This is a genomic window from Synechococcus sp. 65AY6A5 (genome assembly GCF_002760415.1).
In the GTDB taxonomy this organism is placed as follows: domain Bacteria; phylum Cyanobacteriota; class Cyanobacteriia; order Thermostichales; family Thermostichaceae; genus Thermostichus.
This window is the reverse complement of record NZ_AXUW01000001.1, coordinates 1455414-1482012: the sequence shown is the minus strand read 5'-3', so window position 1 is coordinate 1482012 and position 26599 is coordinate 1455414. Positions and strand designations below refer to the sequence as shown.

Annotated in this window: 25 protein-coding genes; 11 read left to right on the top strand and 14 right to left on the bottom strand. The window is 60.6% G+C overall.

The window, feature by feature from the left end; translation table 11 throughout:
- Positions 1-137: 137 nt before the first annotated feature.
- The gene (gene ntrB, locus SYN65AY6A5_RS07070) at positions 138-965 is read right to left on the bottom strand and encodes a nitrate ABC transporter permease (protein ID WP_099834626.1); all 828 of its coding nucleotides are present in this window, start codon (positions 963-965) and stop codon (positions 138-140) included.
- 467 nt (positions 966-1432) lie between these two features.
- Entirely contained in the window at positions 1433-2737 is a 1305-nt protein-coding gene (locus tag SYN65AY6A5_RS07065; RefSeq protein WP_099884141.1) for a CmpA/NrtA family ABC transporter substrate-binding protein, read from the bottom strand.
- Between the two features lie 210 nt (positions 2738-2947).
- On the opposite strand from SYN65AY6A5_RS07065, the gene SYN65AY6A5_RS07060 reads away from it, so the two are divergent.
- The gene (locus SYN65AY6A5_RS07060; RefSeq protein WP_099884139.1) at positions 2948-3904 is read left to right on the top strand and encodes a tocopherol cyclase family protein; all 957 of its coding nucleotides are present in this window, start codon (positions 2948-2950) and stop codon (positions 3902-3904) included.
- On the opposite strand, the gene bchB is transcribed toward SYN65AY6A5_RS07060, so the two are convergent.
- Positions 3870-5402, bottom strand: a complete 1533-nt coding sequence (gene bchB, locus SYN65AY6A5_RS07055; protein ID WP_099812309.1) for a ferredoxin:protochlorophyllide reductase (ATP-dependent) subunit B — start codon at positions 5400-5402, stop codon at positions 3870-3872. The two genes, SYN65AY6A5_RS07060 and bchB, sit on opposite strands and share 35 nt — an antisense overlap.
- 593 nt (positions 5403-5995) lie before the next feature.
- Between bchB and SYN65AY6A5_RS07050 the strand changes: the two genes are divergently transcribed.
- On the top strand, positions 5996-6298 hold the full coding sequence (locus tag SYN65AY6A5_RS07050; RefSeq protein ID WP_011429783.1) for a Mo-dependent nitrogenase C-terminal domain-containing protein: 303 nt from the start codon (positions 5996-5998) through the stop codon (positions 6296-6298).
- A 35-nt stretch (positions 6299-6333) separates the two neighbouring features.
- On the opposite strand, the gene SYN65AY6A5_RS07045 is transcribed toward SYN65AY6A5_RS07050, so the two are convergent.
- The 4 genes from SYN65AY6A5_RS07045 to SYN65AY6A5_RS14675 form a co-directional block, all read right to left on the bottom strand.
- On the bottom strand, positions 6334-6546 hold the full coding sequence (locus SYN65AY6A5_RS07045) for a nucleotidyltransferase domain-containing protein (RefSeq protein WP_255322556.1): 213 nt from the start codon (positions 6544-6546) through the stop codon (positions 6334-6336).
- Between the two features lie 290 nt (positions 6547-6836).
- The gene (locus SYN65AY6A5_RS07040) at positions 6837-7190 is read right to left on the bottom strand and encodes a DUF86 domain-containing protein (protein ID WP_011429784.1); all 354 of its coding nucleotides are present in this window, start codon (positions 7188-7190) and stop codon (positions 6837-6839) included.
- Entirely contained in the window at positions 7180-7473 is a 294-nt protein-coding gene (locus tag SYN65AY6A5_RS07035) for a nucleotidyltransferase family protein (RefSeq protein ID WP_011429785.1), read from the bottom strand. Before SYN65AY6A5_RS07035 ends, SYN65AY6A5_RS07040 begins: the two co-directional genes overlap by 11 nt.
- Before the next feature lie 305 nt (positions 7474-7778).
- Positions 7779-12677, bottom strand: a complete 4899-nt coding sequence (locus tag SYN65AY6A5_RS14675) for a translocation/assembly module TamB domain-containing protein (RefSeq protein WP_276307390.1) — start codon at positions 12675-12677, stop codon at positions 7779-7781.
- 174 nt (positions 12678-12851) lie between these two features.
- Between SYN65AY6A5_RS14675 and SYN65AY6A5_RS07025 the strand changes: the two genes are divergently transcribed.
- From SYN65AY6A5_RS07025 to SYN65AY6A5_RS07010, 5 genes are all read left to right on the top strand, one after another.
- Positions 12852-13319 carry an STAS domain-containing protein gene (locus SYN65AY6A5_RS07025; protein WP_228375500.1) on the top strand — a complete coding sequence of 156 codons (468 nt, stop codon included), beginning with the start codon at positions 12852-12854 and terminating at the stop codon, positions 13317-13319.
- 20 nt (positions 13320-13339) lie between these two features.
- On the top strand, positions 13340-14056 hold the full coding sequence (locus SYN65AY6A5_RS07020; protein WP_099812307.1) for a precorrin-2 C(20)-methyltransferase: 717 nt from the start codon (positions 13340-13342) through the stop codon (positions 14054-14056).
- Between the two features lie 808 nt (positions 14057-14864).
- Positions 14865-15011 carry a hypothetical protein gene (locus tag SYN65AY6A5_RS14005; protein WP_011429789.1) on the top strand — a complete coding sequence of 49 codons (147 nt, stop codon included), beginning with the start codon at positions 14865-14867 and terminating at the stop codon, positions 15009-15011.
- Between the two features lie 324 nt (positions 15012-15335).
- Entirely contained in the window at positions 15336-15866 is a 531-nt protein-coding gene (locus tag SYN65AY6A5_RS07015; RefSeq protein ID WP_041438176.1) for a GNAT family N-acetyltransferase, read from the top strand.
- 137 nt (positions 15867-16003) lie between these two features.
- Positions 16004-16477, top strand: a complete 474-nt coding sequence (locus tag SYN65AY6A5_RS07010) for a peroxiredoxin (protein WP_228375501.1) — start codon at positions 16004-16006, stop codon at positions 16475-16477.
- On the opposite strand, the gene SYN65AY6A5_RS07005 is transcribed toward SYN65AY6A5_RS07010, so the two are convergent.
- On the bottom strand, positions 16474-16659 hold the full coding sequence (locus SYN65AY6A5_RS07005) for a hypothetical protein (RefSeq protein WP_011429792.1): 186 nt from the start codon (positions 16657-16659) through the stop codon (positions 16474-16476). The two genes, SYN65AY6A5_RS07010 and SYN65AY6A5_RS07005, sit on opposite strands and share 4 nt — an antisense overlap.
- Here SYN65AY6A5_RS07005 and SYN65AY6A5_RS07000 point away from each other — a divergent pair.
- Positions 16658-17410, top strand: coding sequence for a glycerophosphodiester phosphodiesterase (locus SYN65AY6A5_RS07000; RefSeq protein ID WP_011429793.1), 753 nt, complete (start codon positions 16658-16660; stop codon positions 17408-17410). The two genes, SYN65AY6A5_RS07005 and SYN65AY6A5_RS07000, sit on opposite strands and share 2 nt — an antisense overlap.
- On the opposite strand, the gene SYN65AY6A5_RS06995 is transcribed toward SYN65AY6A5_RS07000, so the two are convergent.
- The 6 genes from SYN65AY6A5_RS06995 to SYN65AY6A5_RS06970 form a co-directional block, all read right to left on the bottom strand.
- A complete protein-coding gene (locus SYN65AY6A5_RS06995) occupies positions 17407-18138 on the bottom strand; it encodes a protein-L-isoaspartate(D-aspartate) O-methyltransferase (protein ID WP_083759154.1) in 732 nt (243 codons plus the stop codon). The genes SYN65AY6A5_RS07000 and SYN65AY6A5_RS06995 overlap by 4 nt on opposite strands.
- Positions 18139-18371: 233 nt before the next feature.
- Entirely contained in the window at positions 18372-19730 is a 1359-nt protein-coding gene (locus tag SYN65AY6A5_RS06990; RefSeq protein ID WP_011429795.1) for a gluconeogenesis factor YvcK family protein, read from the bottom strand.
- Positions 19723-20730 (bottom strand): RNase adapter RapZ, encoded by a 1008-nt coding sequence (gene rapZ / locus SYN65AY6A5_RS06985; RefSeq protein WP_099835597.1) that lies wholly within the window; start codon positions 20728-20730, stop codon positions 19723-19725. Before rapZ ends, SYN65AY6A5_RS06990 begins: the two co-directional genes overlap by 8 nt.
- A gap of 49 nt (positions 20731-20779) precedes the next feature.
- A complete protein-coding gene (gene nth, locus SYN65AY6A5_RS06980) occupies positions 20780-21475 on the bottom strand; it encodes an endonuclease III (protein WP_011429797.1) in 696 nt (231 codons plus the stop codon).
- Positions 21476-21481: 6 nt separating this feature from the next.
- Positions 21482-22582, bottom strand: coding sequence for an RIP metalloprotease RseP (gene rseP, locus SYN65AY6A5_RS06975; protein ID WP_011429798.1), 1101 nt, complete (start codon positions 22580-22582; stop codon positions 21482-21484).
- Positions 22583-22694: 112 nt separating this feature from the next.
- Complete coding sequence (locus SYN65AY6A5_RS06970) at positions 22695-22937, bottom strand: NifU family protein (protein ID WP_011429799.1); 243 nt, start codon at positions 22935-22937, stop codon at positions 22695-22697.
- A gap of 233 nt (positions 22938-23170) precedes the next feature.
- Between SYN65AY6A5_RS06970 and SYN65AY6A5_RS06965 the strand changes: the two genes are divergently transcribed.
- The 3 genes from SYN65AY6A5_RS06965 to rsmA all read left to right on the top strand — a co-directional run.
- Entirely contained in the window at positions 23171-24265 is a 1095-nt protein-coding gene (locus tag SYN65AY6A5_RS06965; protein ID WP_011429800.1) for a PIN/TRAM domain-containing protein, read from the top strand.
- A gap of 53 nt (positions 24266-24318) precedes the next feature.
- Positions 24319-26040 (top strand): ATP-binding protein, encoded by a 1722-nt coding sequence (locus SYN65AY6A5_RS06960; protein ID WP_011429801.1) that lies wholly within the window; start codon positions 24319-24321, stop codon positions 26038-26040.
- A gap of 7 nt (positions 26041-26047) precedes the next feature.
- A partial coding sequence (rsmA, locus tag SYN65AY6A5_RS06955) for a 16S rRNA (adenine(1518)-N(6)/adenine(1519)-N(6))-dimethyltransferase RsmA (RefSeq protein WP_240531005.1) occupies positions 26048-26599 on the top strand: 552 nt, incomplete at its 3' end.

Genomic DNA, 26599 nt, shown 5'->3' with positions numbered 1-26599 from the left:
TATTGCTCAGCAACTCGGATCCCAGACCTCAGTTCTACTCTTTTTGAAGAGCTGATTGGGGCTAACACTCAAAGACAATGTAAGAGGGATCCCAACTCAATTGGATGGACATGCAGTGAAAAGATCTGCAAACGAGGCTAGCGATTGGCTATTTTGTTTTGCAGGGCAGCCACCAGTCGATCCAAAAGCAAGCCCACCGCCCCAATGTAGATGACAGCAACGATGATCTCAGTCACGTAGTTCTGCTGGTAGGCATCCCAGATGAAAAAGCCGATCCCTGGCACGCCGGACATGACAATTTCTGCAGCAATAATCGCCAGCCAGGATAGGCCAATGCCAACCCGCAAACCTGTGAACATGTAGGGCAAAGCAGAGGGCAGCAGCACCTTAAAAAAGAAGTCAACTTTAGAAAGCCTCAGCACTCTAGAAACGTTGATGTAGTCTTCCGGGATCTGTCTCACCCCCACAGCCGTGTTGATGAGAATGGGCCAAATTGAGGTAATAAAAATAACGAACAGGGCAGCCGGCTCATTGCGTTGCAAAGCAGCCAAGGAGATGGGCACCCAAGCCAAGGGAGCCACCATGCGCAAAAACTGGAAGATGGGATCCAAAGCGCGGTTGATCCACATGCTGCTGCCCACCAAGATCCCTAGGGCAATGCCCACCAAAGCGGCACTGCAGTAGCCGATGACCACCCTTTGCAGGCTGGCCAAAGTTTGGCGCAGCAGCCCTTGGTCGAGGTCGCTATTGCGGTACAGAGGATGCAGGATTAGGTAGCGGCTGCGCTCATCCATCCACACATCCCAGGGCCCCGGCAGCCGAATCAGGTTGGCGCCGGACAAAAGTTGCCAAATCAACAAAAATCCCACAATGCCAACCACGGGAGGGAGGATCTGATCTCGATACTTGGCAAAGTCGAACTTGGTTGTCGAGGGCTTTGCCGGAGAAGAAAGTGTCGTCGTCATGGCTCCTAGAGAGGATAGAGTTTTACAAAGTTCTCTGTTTCTGCGCCTTCGAAACACCTCGACTGAGGGGTTCTACAAAGTTCTGGAATCAGAGCATGAACTTGGATCAGCTTTGCCTTTTCCTTGGACGGGCAAGCACAGGGACTGCAAACTCGACAAAACTCTCACAGCAATCAGCAAAATCAGCGCCCCCATTGCCATTGAAAGGATGAGCCTGTCCCAGTAAAGCTTGGCTGGTCTCTCGAAGCAGGGATCCCTGGAGTGTTCTCGCGGAACGTGCAGCAGAGCTAACATGGCCGATCCTCAACATAGTGTTCAGAACCATTCAAAAGGCGCAAGGCTGACAGTCTCTATCAACCCGATGTGAGTAGAAAGCTCGGCCCAGCCTTTTTTAACTCGATGGGATCCCGCGAATGGGCAGGATTTCTGCTACACAAGAAACACGTCTGTGTTGACCTGAGCCGAGACTAGGCCCTCTTGATTTTCAGGCTGTTCAAGTAGGCCTGGGGATCCTGGGGGTCAAACACCACACCATCGAAGAAACGCTCCGTTCCCCGCGAAGTGTTGTTGGGAATATTCTTCACTCCCAGCGCTTGGGCAGCCTCCCGCCAGAGATCTTCGCGGTTCACCTCATCCACCAGACGGCGGGCAGTATCCAAATCCTTGAGGAAGCGAGCGTGGAAGCCCCAACGCAGCGATTCGGTCAAGAACCACAGGTCATGGCTCTTGTAGGGATAAGAGACGCTGCCCCGCCCATCTTCCCAGTACAGAGGCCCGGCGTTGAAATCTTGAACAGCCGGCTTGCCATCTCCCAATTCGTACTTGCCCTGGAAGGGAGGCGTGAGAACCTCGACCGGCACATTCAGATAAGCGCGCCCCGAAAGGATGCGCGCCAGCTCTTCACGGTTGGCCGGATCGTCGCACCATTGCTGCGCTTCCATCACCGCCATCAAAGTGGCTTGTGTGGCCCTGGGGTTTTGCTCCACCCAGTCGGCGCGAATGGCCAAGTATTCTTCGGGGTGAAAAGGCCAGATCTGCTGGGTGAGGGCCGCCATAAAGCCGATCCCATCGGCCACAATCCGGTAGGGCCAGGGATCCCCGGTGCTAAAAGCATCCATGGTGCCATTGCGCATTCCCTGCACCGTTTCGGCAGAGGGAACCGCCAACAGGTCGATGTCTTGATCCGGATCTACCCCCCCAGCAGCAAACCAGTAACGGATCCAAAAATCTTGATTGACGTTGGGGAAGGTATGAGCGGCCTTGAATTTGCGTTTGTTGCTGGCGCTGAAGTTTTTGATGTAATCCGCGGCTCCCGAGATATCCAGCCCCAAACCCTTGCCAGCATGCATTCCGGCAATGGCAATCCCGTTGCCTTGGGTGATCAACTGACACAGAACTGCCATGCGCACCGGCTGATTGTTGGTGATGGCGCCAATGTGGATCATGTGAGGCATCGGCATCTGCCACTGGCCACCGTCGATTCCCCCACCCGCTGAGCCGATGACCACGTTGTCACGGGCTGCCGGCCAACTGGCCTGCTTCAAAACCTCTACACCGGTCATGCCATGCTTGTCGAAAAAGCCCTTTTCCTTGGCGATGATCAGGGGGGCAGACTCCACAATCGGTATAAAGCCTAACCTGAGATTGGGGGTTTCTGGGCCGCTGGCCTGGGCAACCCAGTAGCCTGTGCTGGCCCGTGCTAAGCTGCCACTCACGAGTCCACCCACGGTGGCCGCACCCGCAGACAGCAAAAAGTTACGACGTGACGTCATGCTCACCTCATCGAAAGGATATGTGAAGGCAAGAAGGAAGCTTTCCAGTTCAAGTCGCCTGACCCATGGATTTCCTTCGTGAAATCTCAAGAAATCCTTAAATCTCAGCTTGGTTGATATCCTAAGGGCAAATAAATATAGAAACAATACAATTATTATTTTGGTAAGCATAGACTTCCGTTTATCATTGTTGCGATGGCTTAGGTCTCAATGGCGTTTCCTCTAACGGCGGCTTGCTCTGGGCAAAACAACTCAACAGATTGGGGATCCCTGCCCCATGCCGGCTATCACTGGGATGGCTGTGCCGAGCCGTTTTTCGAGGGCTGGTACAGCCGCGTCACCTTGCCCGGGGATCCGCCCATCAGCTTTGCCTTCATGTACGCCATCGATCCCAAGCGAGGGGGCATGGCTCAGGTGTTGGGGCCGGAGGAGGAGTTGCATTGGCGCACCTTCCCCAATCCCCGCCGCTTTTGGGCCAGCTCAACCCATCTGGCCTTGGGGCACTCAGGGATCCCAGGCCCCGGCTGTCGCGGCCTTCAGGATCCCTTCACCTTCTTCCAGCGCACCGCCAGCGGCTACCAATACACCGCCCGCCTCAACCAGGGGATCCTGCCAGATCCTGTCAGAGGCGAGGCCATCCGCTGGCTCTATCGCATTCAACTCTGCTCTGCCTACGGGATCCCGCCGCGGGCCACCATGGGAGCCTGGTCTTATCTGCCCATCTTCGAGCCGGGCTGGCAGATCCTCATGAGCCATGGCTTGGCCACCGGCTGGGTGGAGTGGCGGGGCAGGCGCTTCGAATTCGAGCAGGCCCCCGCCTACGCCGAAAAAAACTGGGGACAAAGCTTCCCTCGCCGCTGGTTTTGGATCCAGTGCAACGCCTTTCCCAACCATTCCGGCCTCAGCCTCACCTGCGCCGGAGCCGAGCGGCAGGTGCTCACCCGCCCCGAAGAAGTCGCCCTGATCAGCCTGCACGGCGGGGGATCCCAGCCTTTTTTGGAGTGGCGGCCCGGCCAAGCTCGGCTAACCTGGCAGGTGGATCCCTGGGGATCCTGGCAGGTGCGCGGCGTTGTACAGGAGTTCCATTTGTGGATCGGCTGGCCAGACCTGCCATCCCCTGGGATGGATCCCGTCAAGCCCCGAGAGCCTCCTTGGCCGCATACATAACCTCTAGGGTGATCTCGGTCAGGCCACGCTCGCGGGCAAATTTTTCGGTGTTGCGTTTCACCTTGCCGCGCACAAAGCCGGGCACTTTGTTCAGCTCCGCCTGGGCTTCTCGCGTCCAGATGAGATCGGAATCGGCGCTCAGGCTCTTGTGGATCACTTCTTTGGTGTCGTGGCCGCCGAAGACCTCCAGCAGGTGATCCTCCATGCCCAGGGTAAAGGAGTTGTAGATTAGGTCCACAATTTGGTTGGCGCCCTCATACCCCAAAAAGGGCCGGTAGCCGATGGGAAAATCTTGCACGTGCATGGGCGCCGAGATTACCCCACAAGGGATCCGCAGCCGCTTGCCCACATGCCGCTCCATCTGGGTGCCGAAGATGGCGGCAGGCTCCACCTGGGCAATGGCATCGGCTACGCGGGTGTGATCTTCGGTCAGCAGCACCTGATCGCAATACCCGCCCACCTCTGCCTGGAACCACTCGCCATCGTAGGTGCAATAGCTGCCCGCCCAGACCACATGAACCCCCATCTCGCGGGCCAGGATCTTGGTGATGGCTGCCGCATGGGTGCAATCCCCAAAGACCACGGCTTTTTTGCCGGTCAGATTTTGGCAATCGATGGAGCGGGAGAACCAAGCCGCCTGGGAAACGTAGAGGGTCTGCTCCTGGATGTAGGGCTCGTAGTCCACCGGGATCCCTTGCTCGTTGAGAACCTGCTGGATCTGGCGGATGAAGCGGGCTGTTTCCACCACCCCCATGGGGGTGATCTCCACATAAGGTGTGCCAAACTGCTCCTGCAGGTAGCGAGCCGTCATCGGCCCCAGTTCCCGGTAGGGCACCACGTTAAACCAGGCCCGCCCCAGGTGCTTGAGATCGTGGACGCTGGCCCCCTGCGGGATCACCAAATTGAGCTCGATCCCCAGATCCTGGAGCAGCTTTTTCAACTCCCGCAGATCGTGGGCATGGTGAAAGCCCAGGCTGGAGATGCCGAGGATGTTGTAGGAAGGACGCTCCGTCCTCCGGGGCGGGCCGCTCAACTCCCCACTTTTGCGGGCTTTGTTGATATAGAACTCCACAATCTGGTGCAGGGTGCGCTCGGCGGCCTGCAACTCGTTGACCCGATAGTGGTTGACATCGGCCAGCAGCACGTCACAGCGGCTGGACAACTGCGCCTGCCGCACAAAGTGATGCAGATCCTCCTGCAAAATGCTGGAGGTGCAGGTGGGGGTAACCACAATGAGATCAGGCTGCTCCTCGCCGTCTTTGCGGACGATGTTGCGAATCACCTTCTCGTCCGATCCCCGCGCCAACACCTGCCGATCAACGACGCTGGTGGTTACCGGGGTAAAGTCCCGCTCCCGCTCTAGCATGGAACGCATCACGTTGAAATAGTCGTCCCCCAGGGGAGCGTGCATGATGCTGTGAACGTTTTTGAAAGAACTGGCCACCCGCAGCGTGCCGATGTGGGCGGGGCCAGCGTACATCCAATAGGCCAATTTCATGGACAGCCTCTCAAATGAAAACCGAGGCAAGAGCCGGGATCCCAATCCGCCGCCGACTTCTCACCCGCTGCAAATCTCTTCTGGCATTGTAGAACGCCCGGCAGCCGGGATCCCTTGGCCGTTATCCTCCGTAACTCCCGGCCACGGCGATTGTAAACATCATCGATCAAAAGCAAAACGGCCCTTTCAAGACAGCGACAATTACGGGGATCCCTCTACCCTGACTTCAAGGCCTGTTCCATGCTGGAAATAGGGGCAGCAGCCCTGGACTCCGCTTGGCAGCTTGCCGGCGAAGAACCCAATTTCCGTAGCTTTCGTTACAGATTAACTTTTGAATACAAAATGTGTACCTCTACAAACTTGAGCAGAGATTTTGGGTTACCCAGGCAAGTTTTTGGCCAGCCAAGGCAGACTGAGTCTGGAGAGAGGCTCTTCTGTTTCCCTGGATACAAACCTGGGCAAAGACCCGGGCAGAAGGGCGTGGCTGCTGGAGAAAGCGAACACCCTTTGAGGTGTTGAGGTGAAAGGCCATGGGCTCTACCACGATTTCTTGGCAACGTGATCGCAAAGCCCCTCAGGAGCAGATGGATTCCATGACTGTCACATATCTTAAGTCTGCGGCTTGCCTGCGCAACTGGCTGCAGGCGCCCTTGCAACCGATTCGAGCGGCAATTGACAGCATTGAAGTTCAGGATCCCCGCTTGGCCCACTTTTTGTGTCGGTGGATCCCGGCCCGCTGTCCTTTCGAGCGAGATGTGGTGTTGTTTGGCCACAAACTGATGCACATTCCACCGATGTGCAAGCTCAACCCCTTCTACGATCAAGTAGTAGGGCTGCGCTTCCGGGCTTTGTCGTTTTTGGCAGAACAGGGAGAAGACATCAGCCGCTACCTCTAGATCGACTTTCGGTTTGGATGATACTCCACATGTATTCACGGAACATAGATTGCTTCTTTTTTCATCAGTGGACGGAGTTTGGGGCGTAGAGCCTTGTCGGCCACAAGGTCGAGGGGGCATCCAAGTTTGTCTTCCAAGTAGAAGAGCAGATTGAAGTAACGCTTGGAGTCGACTTTACCAATGAATTTAACTAGGATATCGATGTCGCTGCCGGCTTGATCCTCGCCACGAGCAGTTGAGCCAAACAGGGCCAGTCACCGCACACGGCGGGTGTTTATTCTAGCTATCTTTAGGAAGTCGGGTTCAAGGGATCCCTGGCCGTCCAAAAGCCGTTGAGAAACTATGGCCACTTTAAACCAGATATAAGACACTCTCCAAGGGATCCTCGCCACTACCCAAGCGCTCTGCGCCGCCGGCGCGTTCGCGACAGTGTTGCGTAGCAATAACGATGTAACAAGCCGTAGTCTGGCCAGAGTGGATCCCGTCAGAGGGGGTTTCCAACTGGATGAAAACGGCGGCGTTGCTCCTGAAGTTAGGGTTAGCAGGGAGAATCGGAGAGACTACGCTTTAGTTTCTGTAAATTGTCAAGCAGTTGGGGCATGTCACTTTGGATGATACTCCACAAAACGTCGTTGTCTAGAGCAAGATAAGCATGAATGATACGGTTACGAGTGGCAATGAGTTGTCGCCAAGGAATATTTTCGTTCTGGTTACGGACTTCTGCAGGAATGTGAGTGGCTGCCTCACCAATCAACTCGATGTTTCTCAAGGTCGCATCATAGGTTCGGCGATCCCGTTCAAAGTCTTCTTGAGTGTACCCCTCTGTGTATTCAAGGACTCGCTTGGCAAATTCAATCATATCATCTAGGTAGAAACGCCATTCACGGGACATAGATTGCTTCTTTTTCTATCAATGGACGAAGTTCGGGGCGTAGAGCCTTGTCGGTCACAAGGTCTAGGGGGCATCCAAGTTTGTCTTCCAAGTAGAAGAGCAGACCGAAGTAACGCTTGGAGTCGGCTTTACCAATAAATTCAACTAGGATATCGATGTCGCTGCCGGCTTGATCCTCGCCACGAGCAGTTGAGCCAAACAGGGCCAGTCGCCGCACACCAAATTGCTTTTGAATCTCGGCAAATTGCTCGCCGAGCAATTGCAATACTTGTTGTTTCCTCATGGCTGGTCAGATTGGATCATTCACTTGTCAACTCTCCAAGTGGGAACACAGGTTGGCCGCTTGTTTTGATCTTCCAGGCTCACACAGGCAGGTGTTTATTCTAGCTATCTTTAGGAAGTCGGGTTCAAGGGATCCCTGGCCGTCCAAAAGCCGTTGAGAAACTATGGCCACTTTAAACCAGATATAAGACACTCTCCAAGGGATCCTCGCCACTACCCAAGCGCTCTGCGCCGCCGACGCATTCGCGACAGCGTTGCGTAGCAATAACGATGTAACAAACCGTAGTCTGGCCAGAGCGGATCCCGTCAGAAGCGGGTCTCGAACTCCAGGGAAAGGACGTTGTTGCCCTCGAGGTCGGTGGTGGCACGGGTGAGGGTTTGGTCGTTGAGGCGGTAGCGGGCGCTGTAGCGGGTGGGCTGAAAGGGATCCGTCAGGTTGCGCTGCACCGAGATGGAAGTAGCCGGCCCCAGATCGCGGGCCACCTCCAGCGCCAGGCCGACTGAGGAGCGTCTGGGGGCACGGGTATCGACCTGGGGAACGGGGCTGAGGCGAACCTCATCCAAGCCGAGGGTGTCCCGCAGCGTCTCCAACACATCGTTAAGCAAAGCCGTTCCCGCCAGCCCGGCCACCCCTGCTTCGGGGTTGAGTTGGGCCAAAGCTGTTCCCCCCAACAGGGCGACGATCTCTTGGGGGGAGCGGCTGGGGCTGCTGGAAAGGGTCAGAACGCCGTTGCGGGGATCCGCAGCCGCAAGCTGGCTGGCCCGCCCGTTGACGTTGGCAAAGATCTCGATGCTCTGCTGCGATCCCGGCAGGTTGCGGTTGGTGTCGAAGGGGGACAGATCCTGGGGAAAGCGATAGACCTCGAAGGCTTGGGTCACCAGGCGCAGGTTTAAGAAAGGATCGAAGGGGTTGTCCAGGTCAAAGGTGGCGGTGTTGGGGCGGGAGCGATCCAGGCGAAAGTTGGCAATGGGCAGGCTGACGCGGCCTCGCTCCAGGGCGATGGTGCCCGCCGGACGCAGGTCTTGGGGAGTGCCGAACAGGCGCAAGCTGCCGCTGGCGTGGAATTCAAACAGGTTGGGCCGCTGCACGCGGATCCCGGGCCCCAAAACCAGCTCCAGGCCGTTGAGCCGCGGCTGCCAAAAGGGATCCGCCTGAGTCGAGTCTGCGGGAGCTGCCGCCGCTTCCCCTTTTTCAGGGCGGGGGCTGGCATCTACGATCCCTTGGGAGACCTCCAGGCGCCCCTCGAGCAAAGGCCGCAGCAGCAGGCCGCCCACCACCACCTCCCCCTGCAGGCGGCCTGTGTAGAGGTTGGGCAGGGTGAGCTGGATCCCTTGCAGTTGCAGCGTTAGGGGTGGCGAGGTCTCGTCCATCTGCAGGGCGCCGCGGGAGTTGACGGGCAAAAAGCCGTTGGCCAAGAGGGATCCGCCCCCCAACTGGCCCTGCAGCTCCCGCACCTCCAATTGGTTGAGGTTAAAGAAAATTTGGCCGGTCAGGTCGGTGATGGGCTCCGGCAGGGCGGCCAACTTGAGGATCCCGGAGCTAAGGCTGAGGTTCCCCTGCAGGCTGGGCTCTCGCAAGCTGCCGCGGATGGCCAGCTCCAGTTGGCTTTGGCCCCCTTCCCAGCGCACCTGGTCGGTGAGGAGGTTGATCAGGCGCAGGCCGCCATTCTCGGCTTGCAGGGTGAGGTCGATCTGATCCGATGCGGCCCGCACCTCCGCAAAGGGCAGGGTGTAGGGCACCAGGCCGGAAAGGCGGATCGGCTCGTCGCCGTTGGCCAGCAGGGCGCCCTCCAGGCGCAGTTGACCCTGGTTGTAGTCAAATTGTCCCCCCACCTCCCGCAGCGGCACCTGGTTGATCTGGGCGTTGACCACCGTCAGGGAGCCGCGGGCCCGGGGATCCCGCAGGTTGCCTGCCAGTTCCACATCCAGGTTGAGATCTCCCTGCAGCTCCAGCTCGTCCGGCAGGAAGCGATCCAGCAAAGCCAGAGGAAATGCTTGGATTTGCAGGGATCCCGACTGTTCCTCCAGGCCCACCTTGCCAGAGAACAGGGCCTGGCGTTCGCCACTGCGCAACAGCAGCGGCTGCAGCACCACCGCCCCTTCGACCAGGCTGCCGCTGGCGGTGAGGCTCTCGATGCTGAACTCCTGGGCCTGCCAATTCTGGCCCTCGAGCTGAAAGCTGACGCTGGGCCGGTTGAGGTTGCCGACCAGGCTGACGCTGGCCTGAAATTCCCCCTGCAGGCTGGTGGGCGGCGGGATGCGGGGATCCATACGGCTGGCCAGGGCCCCCAGGTGGGCGGCCAGGATCTGGGCGTAGTACTCCAGTTGTTGCAGCAGCGGATAGCCGGGCAGGCCGACCGGCTCTGTCTCTAACACAGCGGCAGGGCCCAAAGGTGGCAGCCGAAAACCGCGGCTGGTGATATCGCTCCACTCCCGCCACTTGAAAGTAGAGACGATATCTTCCAAGCGGCCTTGACGGGTGCTGATCTGCAGGTCGATTTGGGGAATGGGGACTTCCGAGGTGGGATCCAAAGCAGCCTGGAGAGAGGTTGCCGGCAGCTCCAAAGTGCCGCTGGCGGTGTAGAGGCTCTCGAACAGCTCCAGTTGGGCTTGGGCAAGGGTCAGGCGAGCGGGGCGGGAGTCGTCGCTGGGGCGATAATCGAAATCCACTGAGAGGCCCTGCACCGCGAGATCGCCTAGCCGCAGCCCCTCGACCGCAGCTCGACCTCGAGCGGCGCCACTGGCCAGGTCAAGCGCCACCTCCCCATTGAGGGTTCCGCCCAGGCCAGCCCAGGGCCCGGCAGCCAACCCTCCCAGCAAAGCCAGCGGCAACTGGCTTGCCGTCACCTGCAGTTCATCTTGCTGGCGTTGGCCGCGCACTTCCGCCTCGCCCCGCCGCACCTGGAATTGCACAGGCCGAAACTGGGGATCCAACTGCAGCGCCAGCCGCTCCCGCGCCCCCACTAGCTCCACCGCCGTCCCCTGGGCAGACCAGCTAAAGGGCCCGGCCAAGTCGGCAAAGGCCACCTCCCCCACCTGCAAGCCGCGCAACTGCGCCTCGCCAGCCACCTGCAGGTTGTCCGGAGAGCCGCGGATCTGCCCGGATCCCTGCAGCACCCCCTGCAGCAGTGGCGGCAGGCCGGGCACTTCCGCCAGGGGGATCCCGTCAGCGGCAAAGCTCAGGTCCAGGGATCCCACCTGCAGCGTCTGGGGATCCACCGGGATCTCTCCCTCTACTCTGGCCAAGCGGGCGGTGTCGGCCAAGATCTCTGCCTGCTGGATACGCAAGCCAGATCCTTCCCAAGCTACCTGGCCGCGGATGCCGTCAACCCATTGCACTCCCCTCTCTCCCAAAGGCTGGGACAGGGCTAGCGACCCTTGCGCCCGCAACGCCGCCAGGAAACCCACCTCCGCCGCCTCCCCTGTGTCCACCTGCGCCATCAGCTCACCAGAGAGGGATCCCGGCCACTGCGGGTTAAAAAAGGCCAGCGGCAGATCCTGGGGAGCCACTTGGGCTTGGACTTGCCCTCCCGCCCACCGCCCCGCCACCTGGGCCCGGCCCCCGCCCAGCTCCAACACCGCCTGCGGCACCTGTACCGCCCACCCCTCGGCCTCGGGCAAGATCTGCAGCTGTCCTCTGCCGGCAATCTCTCCTCCTTGGGTTGTCCAGGTGGCCTCCACCTGGGGCCGGGATCCCGCCAGCGCCACCTGCACCTGGGCACTTACCGGCCCCAGCTCGCCCCGCCGCGGCAGGTTGAGGTCGTAGAGAGCCAGCACCTGCTCTACATCGGCCCCAGTGACCTGGAGATCGAACCGGCCTGCTAAGCCGGCAGCCCATTGCAGTTGTCCGGATCCCTGGATCCGCCCGCCGGCGGCCTTCAGGTCGATTTCCTCAAAGGCCAAGGTTTGATCGGCCAAGCGGAAGCCAAAAGCATATTCCGGCACCGGCAGGCGATCCACCCGCCCCGGCGAGATCCCTCGCAACTGCCCTTGGATCTGCGGCCCATTCAGCGGCCCGGTGACCCTCAGGGATCCCGCCACCACCCCTTCCGCCGGCAGCTCAACGTTGAAAGTCTCCTGGATCTGCTGCAGGCTGGCCGGGGCAATAGCGGCTTGCAGATCCAATCCCTCCTTGTCGCCGAAGACAATGGAGCCGTTGAGATCTTCAAAAGCAAGCTGGCCAAAACGACCGCTCACCCCCTGCAGTTCCAGCTCCTCTAGGGTAAAGCGAACGGAGCCCTTCACCTCTTCAAAAGGATGGGGCAACCTCTCCAGCCCCAGCCGCGCCTGCTGAACCTGGGCTTGCCCCGTCAACTCCCAAGGGCGTTCTCCTCCCCAGAGGACTTGCAGATCCAGACTGGCTTCCCCTTCCACCTCAGTCAAGGGCGCCGCCGGCAAGACGCTGGGCAGCAGCTCCAAAGGCAGGCGCCGAGCGGCCAGCGTCACCGAGCCAGAAGCCTGGGCGAAATCCGCCACCCCCCGGAGCTGCAGGGGGTAGCCCCCTTCCCCCTCCAGAGAGCGCAGCGCCGCCGAGAGCTGGAAACTGGCCCGACCCCCTCCCTCCTCCCCCGGCGGGGCACTCAGCCACACCTGCGCCTGGCCCTGCAACTGCTCAAACCGGCGCCGCTCTCCCACTAAGGGAATAGCCGTCAGGGATCCCCCCTGCAAACGGATGTTCAGCCCCTGCAAGGGCAGGGATCCCTCGCCTTCTGGCAGTTGAAACTGCACGTCTGCCCAGCCGCGATCCAGCGTCTCCATCAGCAGCAGTTGCGGCTGATTCAGGGTAATATTGAGCACCCACTCCCCCGTCTGCAGCCAGGTCCAGAAGTCGGGGCTGAGGTCGATGGAGCCGATGCTGGCCAGATGTTCGATGTGGCTTTCCCCTAGCCTCACCTGCCAAGGGGCTACAAACCTTACCTCCCCCAATTCCACCTGCCGGCGCATCGCCTGCGAGAGGGTAGCTTCCACCTGGGGCAGCACCCGATCTTGAAAGTAGGCCCCGATTCCCCAGGCAGCCCCAAAAGCGGCAGCCGTCAAGCCCAAACCCAGCCCCGCCACCATCCAGGTGCCGGGGGGAAGGGAAAAGCGTCGCCGCTGCCCCTCTTGCTCCTGCCGATCCTCTCCCAACGCTCGCCCCTCAGGGATCCCAACCACCCCACTTGAGAAGCCCTGTCTGGCCCGCAGGCCGGCCTCCTTGGGGAACATCAAAAACTGCCCCCATCCTACCCAAGGACTCCCGCCTTGCCACGAGGGGCCAAAAAGCAGGGATCCCTGCCCCCAGCCGCAATCCCCTGCCCGCGGAAAAATACCGTCTCGCCAAGGGAGTAGGGATGCTAAGCTATCTCCACGCCCGAGATCGGGCCTCAACCCTCTGTCGAGATAGATAAAAGGAGAAAAGCCATTCCGGAACCTCTGTCTCTGACGGTCAGCTTGCGCGGCAGCCACGAAGCGCTGGAGAACTGCCAGGTCTTTTACCTGACGGGCCTTCTGGATGCCTTTTCTGAGCCGGTCTTCGTTAAGGTGGTCACCAAATACCTAGAAGAGGGATCCCCCAATCTCATCCTGGATTTGACGGGGATCGACTTCATCGATAGCTCTGGCGTCGGTGCCCTGGTGCAATTGGCCAAGCTGGCCCAGAGCCGTGGGGGCATCTTTCAGGTGGTGAGCAACCCCCGCATCACCCAAACGGTGAAACTGGTGCGGCTAGAGAAGTTTTTGTCCTTGCGCAACTCGCTCCAAGAGGCCCTCGATCATCTGGCCGCAGAAGGTGGGGGACGTCCAGAGCCTGACACTCGCCCCGACGCCGCCGAGGCAAGGCCTGAGGGGCCAGACGGCCAAGCTTCCTGAGCTGGCGGACAAGCTCCACCATGGGCCTGGGGACTTTTTGGGGCATTAGCGCCGGGGCCGGGGATCCCGAGTGGCTCACCCTCAAAGCAGCCCGCATCCTCGGCGCCGTCAGGTGGGTGGCCTGCCCCCAGAACGCCGCCGGCCAGCCGGGCCTAGCTTACCAAATCGTGCGCCCTTGGCTGCGACCGGAACAAACCCTGTTGCCGCTGCATCTGCCCTTTGTTACCCAAGTCGAGCTGCTGCAGGCGGCCTGGCAAGCGGCTGCCGAGCAACTGGCCCCGCCTCTGGAGCGGGGAGAAGATGTGGCCTTTGTCTGCGAAGGGGATGTGGGCCTCTACAGCACCTTTGCCTACCTGTCCCAAGCCCTGCGGCAGCGGATCCCCGACTTGCCCATCCAGGCCATACCGGGGGTGTGCTCTCCTCTTGCCGCCGCTGCCGCTCTGGGATCCCCTTTGGCGCTCGGCTCCGAGAAATTGGCGATTTTGCCTGCTCTTTTTGCCCTGACGGAGCTGGAGAAGGCCTGCACCTGGGCCGACGTGGTTGTGCTGATGAAAGTGGCCCCCGTCTATCCTCAGGTTTGGCAGTGGCTAGCGGCAAGAGGTTGGCTACAGCAGGCCAGCTTGGTGGTTTGGGCCGGTTGGCCCCAGCAAGCTCTCTTCCCCACCCTAGAAGGATTGGCCGACTATCGCCCCCCCTACTTTTCCCTGCTGATCCTGCGCTCTCGGCCCCGGAATTGAAGTTCTCCCCGACACCCGCCTGAAGGGGGAGGCCCACCGAGGCCGGGTCGAGTGGTCTCGGTCAAATCCTCGGCTGAGCTGGGGATCCAGCCCCCCTGCTTTCTGGAAAGTTTCTAAAAAGTAGACCTTTCTTCTGGAAAAGGGCAGAGGATCCGACTGCAAGATCTACTGGAGACCTATGTTGAAGAAATATGGGAAGAACGATTAAAGAAATGACCTAGACTGTTAAGAACGGTTGCCAGCCATTGTAGAGGGATTTGACCCAAGCTAGATTAGAAATGTAGTGATTCAAGCAAGGAGGATAATATCTCAGCTTCATCTCAAAGGCGAGACACCAGCCTGCAATCTGCCCAAGCTCAAAGCTTCCTGTCGGTCAACGTTTTGATCCAATCTCGTGCAAACTTCCGATCCGTTGCGCCGGCAGGTTTCTATAGCAAGCGGTTGTCTTGCCCAGAGGAGCACCTGGCACCTACGACAGGTTTTCTTCCGAAGAAGGGACATGGGAGCTAAATCAAATAGCGGTCGGGTCTGTTGAGGTCAGCCGCTGCAACGATAAGGGGTCGTTTACCTCTGGTGAGATGGCAAGATGGCGAGCGGTCTTACCCGTTTAAGGGATGCCGGCCTGCTATTTCGAGTCTCCGTTTAGGATCAAGGAAGAGGTGGAAAACCGATGCTCGGTCGGGTTCAGGTGCTCCCCCCTGCAGACTCTGGCGAATCAGGACTCTGCTCAGTAGAGCAAGGGCTGCGGGCTTTAGCAATTTTGGGTTCGCCCAGTTCATAGTTTCACGCTCGCTTGGAGGAGGTTTTTATGCTTGCCTTTCTCTCGAAAATTGCTAGAGCAGTTATCCGCGTGTTCACGCCTGCCAAGTCTGATCTGGTTGAAGTAGGTTACCAGCCCATTACCGATGATGTCTATCGCGCCAAAGGCTCAGCTCGCTATGCTGGGGAGCTGTAGGGCACAGTGCGAGAGCGGGTCAGGTTTTGGCACTTCAACGCTCGGGAGCAGAGCTTCAAAAGTTGGTTCGTCAGGTGGCTGTTCTACTCTCCCCGTCAATTGAGCAGAGGGGGGTGAGCTCAGAACAATCGCTCAGAACAATCGAATAAGTGAAGAGACAGCTAAGTTTGGATGCAGGTGACGTGCATGGGGGTGGGTGGTTTCCCCTCCACTCAAGTTTTGTCGGTTCAGTGGCGGTGCCGGTGGGGTTGCCGCCACTTCTTGTTGGCTGCGAGCTGCTTGCCGCTTCTCTGCGAAAATAGCAAGGACGCTTGCAACAGATGCTTGAACGCCCTGTTTTCCTCTGTGTTGCCCTCCCTCGTGGTCTATCCCGTCACGCTAGGTGATTTGGAGCCCGTGGCGGAGGTTCTCGCCCAGGTCTTTTACCCGCCCTTGGGTCTGCAGCGCTGGCTCCACCCGATTCACAAGTTGGGCATCCGCGAGGATTTGCGCCTCAAGCTGGCGGCCAGGGATCCGCACTACTGCTGCCTGGCGGCTGCGGTGGGATGCGAGGTGGTGGCCACTGCCGAGATCTCCTTGCGGGCGATGGCCCATGGGAAGTATCCCTATCTGGCCAACTTGGCGGTGTTGCCCCCTTGGCGGCGGCGCGGGATCGCGCGGCAGCTTTTGCTCAGCGCCGAAGGAGTGGTGCAAGGTTGGGGCTATCACCAGTTGTATCTGCACGTGGTGGAAGACAATCTGGCCGCCCGGCAGCTCTACGCCCAACTGCGCTACACTCCCATCCAGCGCACCTCTCAACTTTGGCATTGGCTGGGGATCCCACCCCAGCTTTTGCTCTGCAAGTGGCTGCCGTGAAGTTATGTAAACTAGAGCTAGAAAGCTGGAGAGGTGTTGCAGTGGTTATCGAGGAAGGGGGCAGGAGCTGGCGCTGGTTGGGCCTTGTGGGGTTGTTTACGGCTTTGCTGGTGAGCTGGGCAGGGGTTCAGCCCGCTTTGGCCCAGTGGGGCACCACCCCCCTGCCGCAGATCGGGGCGCCGGCGCCGGAATTTGAGCTGCCGGATCAGTCGGGCCAGGTGCGGCGGCTGGCGGATTTTCGCGGCAAGTGGGTGGTGCTCTACTTCTATCCCCGCGACTTCACTGCCGGGTGTACCATCGAGGCGCGGCGCTTCCAGCAGGATCTGCCCAAGTTTCGGACGCTGGGAGCGGAGATTGTGGGCGTGAGCGCCGACTCGGTGGACTCGCACCGACGGTTTTGCTCGGCAGAGGGGCTGCAATTTCCTCTGCTTTCGGATCCTGAGGGCACGGTTAGCCGCGCCTACGGCTCCTGGACGGGGGAGATGGCCCTGCGCAACACTTTTTTGATCGATCCTGAGGGGATCCTGCGGGCCATCGACCCGATTGTCAACCCCTCTCGGCACAGTGCCGAGGTCTTGGCCCAACTGCAAGAGCTCGCCCAGGCTGGCTAGTCCTGGGGGCCAAAGGTCTGCTCGAACTCCTGCAGCAGCTCGTCGATCTCCTCCAAGGCTTGATTGACATCGACCCGCAAGCTGCCCAGGTCTGGCTTTTCCAAAAGCTTGACCAAGGTGGGCCGGCGCTCGCGAATGCGCTTGATGCGCTCTTTGAAGGCGGCAATTGCAGCTGTGTCCATGGCTAGAGAGATTATTTCAACTCCTCCAGACTATCGCTTTCCCACCCGGATTGTCGCCCACCGCGGGGATCACACCCACGCCGAGGAGAATACCCTGGCCGCTTTTGCGGCGGCCATCGAAGGCGGGGCCGACGGGATCGAGCTGGACGTGCGCCGCAGCCGCGACGGGATCCCGCTGGTTTTTCACGATGCCGAGCTGGAGGGGCAGCCGCTGGCGGCGCTCACTTGGGCGGAGATCCGCGCCCGCAAGCCCACGATCCCCAGCTTGGAAGAAGCGCTGCTCCACGTCAGGGGCAGGATTGCCCTCGATATCGAGCTGAAAGAGGCGGGCTACGAAGAACAGATCCTCGCCCTCATCGGCAAGCTCTTGACCCCTGCAGAGTGTGTGATCACCTCTTTTTTGCCCCAGGTGGCGCAACGGGTGAAAGCCCTTCTGGGAGGGGCTGCCCCCCAGGTTGGCCTGTTGGTGGAGGCGCAGCCGGAGGGAGAGAAGGGATCCCTCTTGACCTACTGCCGCGAGGTGGGAGCGGATTTTCTCGCCCCCCATTACTCTTGGCTGGACCTGCCGTTTTTGGCGGCGGCGGCCCAAGCCAGGATCCCGCTCTACGTCTGGACGGTCAACGATCCGGAGATCATGGCCTTCTGTTTGCGCCCGTCTGGGGAGGAGCCGCCGGTGCGGGGGCTGATCACCGACCACCCTCAGTTGGCGCTGCAAATTCGCCGCCAGCTCTGGCTGGCCGCAGAAGACTAAACCATGGGCACAAATTGCACTGGGAAGGCCCCCTTTTGCACCACCCCCTCCGGGGTTTTGTGGAGGATCAGCAAGGATTGGAATCCCTGGCTTTCGCCCACCGGCACCACCAGGGTACCTCCCACCGCCAGTTGATCCAGCAGCAGCGTCGGCAGGGTTGGGGGGGCTGCCGTCACCACGATGGCGTCGTAGGGGGCGTGTTCCGGCCAACCCTGATAGCCATCTCCCTGGCGCACCTCCACGTTGCGGTAGCCCAAGGAGGCCAGGGTTTGCTGAGCGCGGGCGGCCAAGGGAGCCAGCCGCTCCAGGCTATATACTTGCCGGGCCAGCTCGGCCAAAATGGCCGCCTGATAGCCGGATCCGGTGCCGATTTCCAGCACCACCGACTCAGGGGTGAGGCGGGCCGCCTCAGTCATAAAGGCGACAATATAGGGCTGAGAAATCGTCTGGCCGTAGCCAATGGGCAGCGGGCAATCCCTGTAGGCGCGCTCCCGCAGCTCCGGGGGAACGAAAAGGTGGCGCGGCACCTTGCGCATTGCCTCCAGCACCCGGGGATCGCGGATCCCTCGCTGCAAGATCTGCTCCCTCACCATCCGCTCCCGTTGGCCAGCCCAGGGATCCATGCCACTATCGCCGGCACAGGACTGAGGAGCGCCCAACTCGGCAGCCGGGATCCCAGCCAAGGAGTCAGAAGTCCTCTTAAAAAGAGACGAGAACAACTTTACCATTGGCGCACAACCTCCAAAGCTAACAGCTTGCCGGGATTTTCCGGGAACGCTGCGCCGTCCCTTGGGATCCCTCAACTCGATCCTGGCCTACTTTCCAAAAGACTTCCAGCTTTAATCAGGCTTTTTCCCCTACCCCTTCCCGCAAGGGGATGGAAACTCCTCTTGTGCACGACTTAGCCGCAAGGATCTACCGGCTACAGCTAGCCCTTAGCAAGGTGGGGCCGTGGGGTGGTTTAGCGGTGTCTGTCAAACCAGCGCATCAGCATCGCCGCTAGGCGCTCAGGGTTGTGACGCACCAAGCCGGTCTCAGGATCCTCTTGCATGACGTTGGCCAGAACTGCCCGGCAACCTAGGTAGGCCAGCTTATCCGGATCCAGCACCACAAACTCAGAGCCATTGCGGCGGTAATGCTCCAAGGCGCGGAGAGAAGGGGGCTCCCGCTGTACCAGGACACCATCGAACAAGCGCACGCCCGCCACCCGATCCAGGGCCATGACGTGATCCCCAACGGTGTAGCCGTCGGTTTCCCCTGGCTCGGTCATAATGTTGCACACGTAGATGTGGGGCGCCATGTTCTTGGCCAGAGCTTCCACAATCTCCGGGATCAACAGGTTAGGGATGATGCTGGTGTAGAGGCTACCCGGCCCCAGCACCACAAACTCTGCCGCCTCGATGGCCTCGATCGCCTCGGGCAAGGCAGGAGGGTTGGGCGGGTCGCAGCCAATGCGGCAAATGCGCCCCCTGGCTTTAGCGATGTTGGACTCGCCCACCACGCGGCGGCCATCGCTCAACTCCGCCCAGAGGGTGACGTCCGCCAGGGTGGCCGGCAGCACCCGTCCCTGAATGGCCAAGACCTGCGAGGTGGCGGTGATGGCCCGAATCAGGTCGCCCCCGGTTACGGCGGTGAGGGCGGTGATGAACAGGTTGCCGAAGCTGTGCCCGCTCAGACCTTCCCCAGCCTGGAAGCGGTATTGAAACAGCTCCGTGAGCAGCTTTTCTTCGTTGGCCAAGGCGGTGAGACAGTTGCGGATATCTCCAGGGGGCAACACGCCGATCTCCCGCCGCAAGCGCCCTGAGGAGCCGCCGTCATCGGCCACGGTGACAATGGCGGTGATGTTGGAGCTGTAGTGCTTCAACCCCCGCAGCAGGTTGGAAAGGCCGGTGCCGCCCCCCAGCACCACGATGCGAGGGCCACGACTCAGACGTCGCCGCGACAGGAGCTTATCCACCAGCGCCTCGTCTCCTTCTGGGATCAGCACATCTTCGATGGAGCGCATGGCGCTGCGAAAGCCCAGCACCACCATCACCAAGCCGATCCCGGTCACCAAGGGGCCGCTGATGTTGTTGGGGATCCAGGTGGTGATCAGGCGCAGGGTGATGTCGATTAATCGCTTGAGGCGAAAGATGGGGGTCAGCTCTGTCCAGATGGCGATGCCCAGCACCATCAGCAGCACGCCCCCCACGGCTAGGGTGAGCCAGCGCTTGACCGCCAGACCAGGGAAGAGCCATTTCCAGCCATTTCCCGGCCAAGTGGCCTGGCGACGGCGAGGCCCCCACACAGTGGACTTGTTGCTGGGCGCGGGCTTAGTCATGGGGAGGTGCAGGAACGCCGGCCAAAGGGATCCTAACCTGTTGCTGTTCTACGCCAGCGGCAGGGGGTGGCGGGCCAAAGCGGGCCTCCAGCTCCCGCTGCGAATCCAGCAAATGGCGGTGCTGCACCTGGATGTTCAGGGCAGTCAGGGCAGGGTTGTCGGTGGGGACAGCCCAGGGCCGCAGATCTTCAGCCAGGCGCTCCACCAGAGCCACAGAGCGGTGTTGCCCGCCGGTGCAGCCGATGGCCACGGTCAGGTGAGGCCGTCGTTCTGCTCGGTAGTGGGGCCAGAACGCCTGCACCAGAGAAAAGATCTGCCGGTAGGTGGATTGGGTAACTGGATCCGCAAAGAGGAACTCCTGCAGAGGCGGATCCTGGCCGGTCAAGTGGCGCAGATGGGGCTGAAAGAAGGGATTGGGCAAAAAGCGCACGTCGAACAGCAAGTTGGCATCGGGGGGGGCACCGTACTTGAAGCCGAAGCTGACCAGCCTCAGGTTGAGCGGCTGTGGGATCCCGTGGACCAGGGCTTGTAATTGCTGCCGCAGTTGCTGGCTGTTCAGCTCAGACGTATCCAGGAGGTGGGTGCAGCGCTCCCGCACGGGGGCCAGATCGCGCACTTCCTGCTCAATGGCCTCCAACAGGCCAAGGCCAGGGCGGTGAGGGTGGGGGCGGCGGTGGGCGCTGAGACGGTTGAGCAATACCAGGGGACGAGCCTCCAGAAAGAGGAAAGGGATCCCTTGCGCTTGCCGCCAGCGGTCAAAGGCAAGGAACTGCTCCCGATATTCCGGGGTGTGGAGGTTTAGGCTCACCGCTAGAGCAGGGTGGCGAGGCCGGATTGCCTCGATTAAATAAACGGCCTGGTCAGGCGGGATCCCTTCCAAGCCGGTGTAGCCCAGTTGTTCCAATTGCTGGATGGCCAGGGTTTTCCCGGATCCCGTCAGCCCGGCAATAACGAGAACAGGCGAGGTCGCGGCGGTCGGTCTAGTCGCTTGATCGTCCATGCAGCCTATTCTAGGGCGAGGGGGAGCCGAAAAACCGGATGCCAGGCGCTCAAGTCTGGGAGGCTGTTGCGGCTTCTCTGTCCGTTTTCTCCGCCGGCCCCGGGAGGGGGGCGCTGGGGCAGAGATCGGCCAGAAAACACTGTTCGCAAAGGGGCTTGCGGGCGGTGCAAATGGCCCGCCCATGCTCGATCAGGCGAATGGACCAATTTTCCCAGTCGGCTTGCGGCAACAACTGCATCAGATCCCGCTCGATGCGCACGGGATCCTCGTGCTCGGTGAGGCCGAGGCGACGGCTGAGGCGCTTGACGTGGGTATCGACAGTCACGCCAGCGTTGATGCCAAAGGCATGGGCCAGGACCACATTGGCCGTCTTGCGGGCCACCCCCGGCAGAGTGAGCAGCTCCGGCATGGTGCGGGGCACCTGGCCGCCGAAGTCCGTCACGATCTTGCGGCAGGCCTCTTGGATGTGTTTAGCCTTGTTGCGGTAGAAGCCGGTGGGACGGATCAGGGCCTCGATCTCCTCCCGCGGCGCCGCCGCCAGCGCCTGGGCATCGGGAAAGCGGCGAAACAGCTCCGGCGTAACTTGGTTGACTCGCTCGTCGGTGCACTGTGCAGACAAAATGGTGGCCACCAGCAGTTGCAGCGGCGTTTCGTAGTGGAGGGCACAGGTAGAGTTGGGGTAATGGCGCTTCAGCCGGATCAGGATCTCCAAAGCCCGCTGGCGCAAAGCCCGCTTGCCGCTCATCTGCAACTAGCCCGACCCGGTGACGATGGCAAGGGTGTCCTTGAAGATCAGCACTACCCCCAGCCCCAGCAGCAGCACCAAGCCCGTCTGCATCACCCGTTCCTCCAGTTCTTTGGGCAGCCGCTTGCCGCGGATCGCTTCCAAGATCAAAAAGGCGATGTGTCCCCCATCCAAGGCGGGCAGGGGCAACAGGTTGAGAATAGCCAGGTTGATGCTGATCAAGGCGGTGAAATTAAACAAGCTGGCAGCATCGTCCCGCGCCAGATCCGCGCCGAGCTTGACAATCCCCACCGGGCCGGATACCTGGGTGGCGGTGTTTTGGAAGTTCTGCAGGAGCTGCTGCAGGCCACTGAGGTTCATCATCACCAAGCGCTGGTAGGCGTTCCCGGCTTCGGCAAAGATCTCTGCCGGGCTCTGAGCCGGGCGCAGTGTCACCTCTTGGTTGGGGGCCAGGTTGACCCCAATGGCCACCACCTCTCCCCGCATCTCGGGAGTCACCGTGATCTCCAGAATGGGATCCCCCTCCCCTCGCTGCACCTGCAGGGGGACGGGCCGGTTTTGGCTGCGGCGGATCAACGCCTGAAAATCATTGAGAGCTGCCAAGGCCGAGGCCTCGTCGGCAACCGTGCTGTAATCGTGGTCGGCTGCCCGCAACACCACATCTTCCGCCTGCAAGCCGGCCCGCTCCGCCGGGCTATCCGGCATCACCTGGGCGATGAGAATGCCGGGATGGATGCGCGTCACCGATGGGATCCCCAGCGTGGCAAACATCAGCACCAGCACCAGATAGGCGAAGGCCAGGTTGGCCATCACCCCCGCGCTCATCACCACCAGGCGATCCGCGACAGGGCGATTCTTCAGCAGATCCGGGTCGTCGGGCGGGTAGGGAGAGCGCTCGTCATCGTCGGGAAAGCCCACGTAGCCCCCCAACGGCAGGGCGCGAATGGCGTACTCCGTCTCCTTGCCCTGGTAGCGCCACAGCACCGGGCCAAATCCCAGCGAAAAGCGGTTGACGTGGATCCCTTGGAGTTTGGCTGCGGCGAAGTGTCCCGCCTCATGCACCAGGATCAGCAGGGCGAGAATGGCGATGGAGAGGAGAACAGGCATGGGCTGGCTTGAAGGAGAGAAGGAAAAAAAGAGCAAGAGGCAGAGAGCCACAGCGACGGCTGCACCTGCCGCCTTAAGGAACCAAGATAACAGACCAGAAGCGGCAGAGCCCTCAGAACACTTGTTCTACTTCCAGGATGTCGGGAATGCTCTCCCGCAACTTGCGCTCGATGCCCATTTTTAAGGTCAGGGTGGAGCTGGGGCAGGCGCCACAGGCCCCCTGTAGGCGCAGCTTCACCACCGGGCCGTCGATTTCCACCAGCTCTACGTTGCCGCCATCGGCTTGCAGGTAGGGGCGCAGCTCGTTGAGGACTTTTTCCACATTTTCGGCCGTTAGTTCCAGTGCTTGTGCCATAGTTGCTTCCAGCTCTGCTGAGACCTTGCCTGGGATGTCGAGATGTTGATTGTAGCGATTTCTCGCCAGACCCCTCAAGCCAGGGAGGGATCGCCCTTCTTCAGCATAGTCTCCTTCTTTCGGGGTGGGGGATGAGATCCCTCTCTTCAGCCAGAAGACTAGAATAGGACTCAGATTTGCCTGTTGCGAGCAGCAGACCCAAGCCTATTCTGAGCAGGGGCGCTTTCTTCGCCATGTTAGATGTCTTACTGATTGTGATCTTCATGTTGGCCGGGGCGGGTCTTGGATTCTACGGCCTGGATCTGCTCCCTCCTGCCGCCATTCAGGGGGCCAATGTGGAGGGGGCGCGCGTGGTTACCAGCGGCTTTGGTGTCCTAGCGGGTTTGGCTTTTGGATCCTTGGTGCGCTGGGGCTACCGCCGCTTCGAGGCCAATGTACGCTCGCTGCCGCCGGATGTGTTGATCAGCCGCTCGGTGGGGTTGGTGATCGGCCTGGTGATTGCCAACTTGGCCATGGCTCCTGTCTATTTGTTGCCCCTGCCTCAGCAGCTCAATAGCTTTATCGAGCCGCTGGCCTCCGTCTTTTTTAGCTTGTCCTTTGCCTACTTGGGGGTGAGTTTGGCCGATACCCATGGCCCTGCGCTCTTGCGCCTGTTCAACCCCAACTACGCCCTGCAGGCGGCCGCAGAGGGCAGTGTGGTGGCGGCCAGCCCCAAGGTTTTGGACACCAGCTCCATCATCGACGGGCGCGTGGCCCAGTTGATCGAGACAGGCTTTTTGGAGGGAACGCTGGTGATCCCTCGCTTTGTTATCGCGGAGCTGCAAACCATCGCCGACAAAGCCGATCCGCAAAAACGGGAGCGAGGCCGCAGAGGGTTGGATACGCTGCAAGCCCTGCGCCAGGCCTATCCCGACCGCTTTGTGATTCACGAAGCCAACTACCCGGATCTGGCCACCGTGGACGAGAAGCTGGTGCGCCTGGCCCAGAATGTGGGGGGAACGCTGGTGACCACCGATTACAACCTGAAGAAGGTGGCCACACTGCAGGGGATCAAGGTGCTCAACGTGAACGAGCTGGCCGAAGCCTTGCGGCCCATCTACATTGCCGGCGACAGCTTCGATATCAAGATCACCCGCGAAGGGAAGGAGCCGGGCCAGGGGGTTGGCTATCTGGAGGATGGCACGATGGTGGTGGTGGAAGAGGGACAGCGCTCTCTGGGCAAGACTCGCTCGGTTGTGGTGACCAGCGCCATTCAAACCTCGGCGGGCCGGATGCTCTTCGCCCGCCTCAACAAGGACTCCAGCCCAGCTTCCTCTGCGAAAACCTGAGGCTTCAGGCCGAAGAGCTTTGTTTTCCCGACGCAATGATGGCCTCTCCCCCAATGGGCGTCCTCCAACCGGATCTGATTTTCTACACCCAGGATCGCCAGCAGCGTTTCTGGAGTTTTTATTGGGAGGGTGCTGAGAACTACGCCATCTACCCGCAGCAGATCCTGAGCGGACAGCAAAGCTGGGAGGTGGCCAATGCGGAGGAGTACGAAGCCAAGCTCAGGCAGGTGTTTGCGAGCGGGGATCCCTTGCAGCATCAGTGTCAGGTGATTTCTCCCCGCTACAAGTTGCACTTGCATCTTTGCCTCAACCCGGTGCGGGACATGGAGGGGGAGGTGGTGGCCGTGTCGGTAGTGGGCAAGGTGTTGGGGGCGACGCCTTTCAACTTGGCCGGCGGAGCCGGCAGCCCCCCTGCCCAGCGCCATCCCCTCCTGACCGAGCCGGTGCCGGGGATCACGGCGCAGTTGCTGCGCAACATCGGCCACTCCCTCGGCATCCGCGAGCTGTGCCAGCAGACGGTGGAGCAGTTGGGCCAGTTGTTCGGGGCGGATCGCTGCCTGCTGGCCCTCTACGAAATGGGGCAGGACTCCCTCACAGTCAATGCTGAGTACCGCCGCAACCCGGGGGATCCCTCGCTGTTGAACCAGACCTTGCGTCTGGCGGATCACCCGCCTCTGCTGCAAGCCCTTCGTCAAGAAGAGCCGGTGGTGATGGGACGCCATCTGGCCATCGCCATGTCTTACCGGGGCTATGCCAACAGCCTGCTCTGGCTGGAAGTGTTGCCCCCCAACGAAGCCCCCCTCTGGCAGGCCGGCCACCTTCAGGTGCTGCAGAGCATCGCCACCTACCTGGGCACCGCCATTGCCCACGCCATTTTGCTGGATCAAAGTCGCCAACTGGCCACTCGCCTGCAGTTGGCCAACCAGACACTGCGCCAGAAAAACAAAGAGCTGGAGCAGGCCCGCGCCCAAGCAGAATCGGCCAACCAACTGAAAAGTCAATTCTTGGCCAATACTTCCCATGAGCTGCGCACCCCTCTCAACGGGATCATCGGCTTTATTAGGCTGGTGCTGGACGGGATGGCCGAAAGCCGAGAAGAGGAGCTGGACTTTTTGCAGGAGGCCTACCGCTCGGCCCTGCACCTGTTGGCCTTGATCAACGACGTGCTGGACATCGCCAAGATCGAGGCGGGCAAAATGCAGTTGCAGTTTGAGCCCTGCGACCTGCGCGCCTTGTTCAAGGATGTGGAGGCCAAAACCGGCCTGCAGGCCAAACAGAAGGGATTGCAACTTAGCTTCCACCTGCCCCCCACGCCGGATCGGATTTGGCTGTACGGAGATTACCAACGCCTGCTGCAGGTGATGCTCAATCTGGTGGGCAATGCCATCAAGTTCACCCCCAAAGGCTCGGTGACGGTACGAGCCGACCTCCTTCCCGGCGACCCGGGGATGGCCCGCATCCGCGTCATCGATACCGGGATCGGCGTGTCGCTGGAAAAGCAGCAGAAGCTGTTTCAGGCCTTCACCCAGGTGGATGGCTCCACCACCCGCCAGTACGGCGGCACCGGCTTGGGCCTAGCCATCAGCCAACGGCTGGTGGAGGCAATGGGGGGAGAGATCAACTTCTATAGCCTGGGCGAAGGGCTGGGATCCACCGTCACTTTTACCGTGCCCCTCTACCGCCAGCCGCTCCCAGGGGGGGAGGCGAGCCCAGCTCAAGAAGGCCCCCCAGAGGCTACGAATCCCAACCTAATGCCCTATCCGGCCCAGTGCTGATCCACCGATGCCCTATCCCCGCAAACGGTTTGGCCAGCATTGGCTTAAGGATCCCGCGGTTCATGAGGCGATTGTGCGGGCCGCCCAGTTGCCGCCTCCTCAGAGGGATCCTGCGTGGGTTCTGGAGATCGGCCCCGGCACCGGGCAGTTGACGCAGCGGTTGCTGGCCCAGGGCGTACATGTGGTGGCGGTAGAGATCGATCGGGATCTGTGTCGGCTGCTGCAAAAGCGCTTCGCCGACCAACCCCGCTTTCACTTGGTGGAAGGAGATTTTCTTCGCCTGCCGCTGCCGCCTCAGCCCCGCCTGCTGGTGGCCAATATCCCCTATAACCTCACTGGCCCAATTTTGGAGAAAGTGTTGGGATCCCCGGCCCAGCCGGTGAGGCAGTTTGAGCGCATCGTCTTGATGGTGCAAAAAGAGCTGGCCGAGCGCCTGCAGGCCGGCCCTGGCAGCAAAGCCTACGGCGCTCTGAGTGTACGGGTGCGCTACTTGGCCGAGTGCGAGCTCATCTGCCGCGTGCCCCCCAGCGCCTTCCGGCCTCCTCCCCAAGTGGAATCG

Excerpts from the sequence above, each read along its gene's own strand:
- SYN65AY6A5_RS07065 (WP_099884141.1), bottom strand. The coding sequence starts at position 2,737 with ATGACGTCACGTCGTAACTTTTTGCTGTCTGCGGGTGCGGCCACCGTG.
- SYN65AY6A5_RS06990 (WP_011429795.1), bottom strand. The coding sequence starts at position 19,730 with ATGACTAAGCCCGCGCCCAGCAACAAGTCCACTGTGTGGGGGCCTCGC.
- rapZ (WP_099835597.1), bottom strand. The coding sequence starts at position 20,730 with ATGGACGATCAAGCGACTAGACCGACCGCCGCGACCTCGCCTGTTCTC.
- SYN65AY6A5_RS07050 (WP_011429783.1), top strand. The coding sequence starts at position 5,996 with ATGACTGTCACATATCTTAAGTCTGCGGCTTGCCTGCGCAACTGGCTG.
- SYN65AY6A5_RS07020 (WP_099812307.1), top strand. The coding sequence starts at position 13,340 with ATGGGCCTGGGGACTTTTTGGGGCATTAGCGCCGGGGCCGGGGATCCC.
- SYN65AY6A5_RS06995 (WP_083759154.1), bottom strand. The coding sequence starts at position 18,138 with ATGGTAAAGTTGTTCTCGTCTCTTTTTAAGAGGACTTCTGACTCCTTG.
- SYN65AY6A5_RS07000 (WP_011429793.1), top strand. The coding sequence starts at position 16,658 with ATGGCTAGAGAGATTATTTCAACTCCTCCAGACTATCGCTTTCCCACC.
- rseP (WP_011429798.1), bottom strand. The coding sequence starts at position 22,582 with ATGCCTGTTCTCCTCTCCATCGCCATTCTCGCCCTGCTGATCCTGGTG.
- SYN65AY6A5_RS06965 (WP_011429800.1), top strand. The coding sequence starts at position 23,171 with ATGTTAGATGTCTTACTGATTGTGATCTTCATGTTGGCCGGGGCGGGT.
- SYN65AY6A5_RS07040 (WP_011429784.1), bottom strand. The coding sequence starts at position 7,190 with ATGTCCCGTGAATGGCGTTTCTACCTAGATGATATGATTGAATTTGCC.
- ntrB (WP_099834626.1), bottom strand. The coding sequence starts at position 965 with ATGACGACGACACTTTCTTCTCCGGCAAAGCCCTCGACAACCAAGTTC.
- SYN65AY6A5_RS07005 (WP_011429792.1), bottom strand. The coding sequence starts at position 16,659 with ATGGACACAGCTGCAATTGCCGCCTTCAAAGAGCGCATCAAGCGCATT.
- nth (WP_011429797.1), bottom strand. The coding sequence starts at position 21,475 with ATGAGCGGCAAGCGGGCTTTGCGCCAGCGGGCTTTGGAGATCCTGATC.
- SYN65AY6A5_RS14675 (WP_276307390.1), bottom strand. The coding sequence starts at position 12,677 with ATGTTCCCCAAGGAGGCCGGCCTGCGGGCCAGACAGGGCTTCTCAAGT.
- bchB (WP_099812309.1), bottom strand. The coding sequence starts at position 5,402 with ATGAAATTGGCCTATTGGATGTACGCTGGCCCCGCCCACATCGGCACG.
- SYN65AY6A5_RS07060 (WP_099884139.1), top strand. The coding sequence starts at position 2,948 with ATGGCGTTTCCTCTAACGGCGGCTTGCTCTGGGCAAAACAACTCAACA.
- SYN65AY6A5_RS14005 (WP_011429789.1), top strand. The coding sequence starts at position 14,865 with ATGCTTGCCTTTCTCTCGAAAATTGCTAGAGCAGTTATCCGCGTGTTC.
- SYN65AY6A5_RS06970 (WP_011429799.1), bottom strand. The coding sequence starts at position 22,937 with ATGGCACAAGCACTGGAACTAACGGCCGAAAATGTGGAAAAAGTCCTC.
- SYN65AY6A5_RS06960 (WP_011429801.1), top strand. The coding sequence starts at position 24,319 with ATGGGCGTCCTCCAACCGGATCTGATTTTCTACACCCAGGATCGCCAG.
- SYN65AY6A5_RS07035 (WP_011429785.1), bottom strand. The coding sequence starts at position 7,473 with ATGAGGAAACAACAAGTATTGCAATTGCTCGGCGAGCAATTTGCCGAG.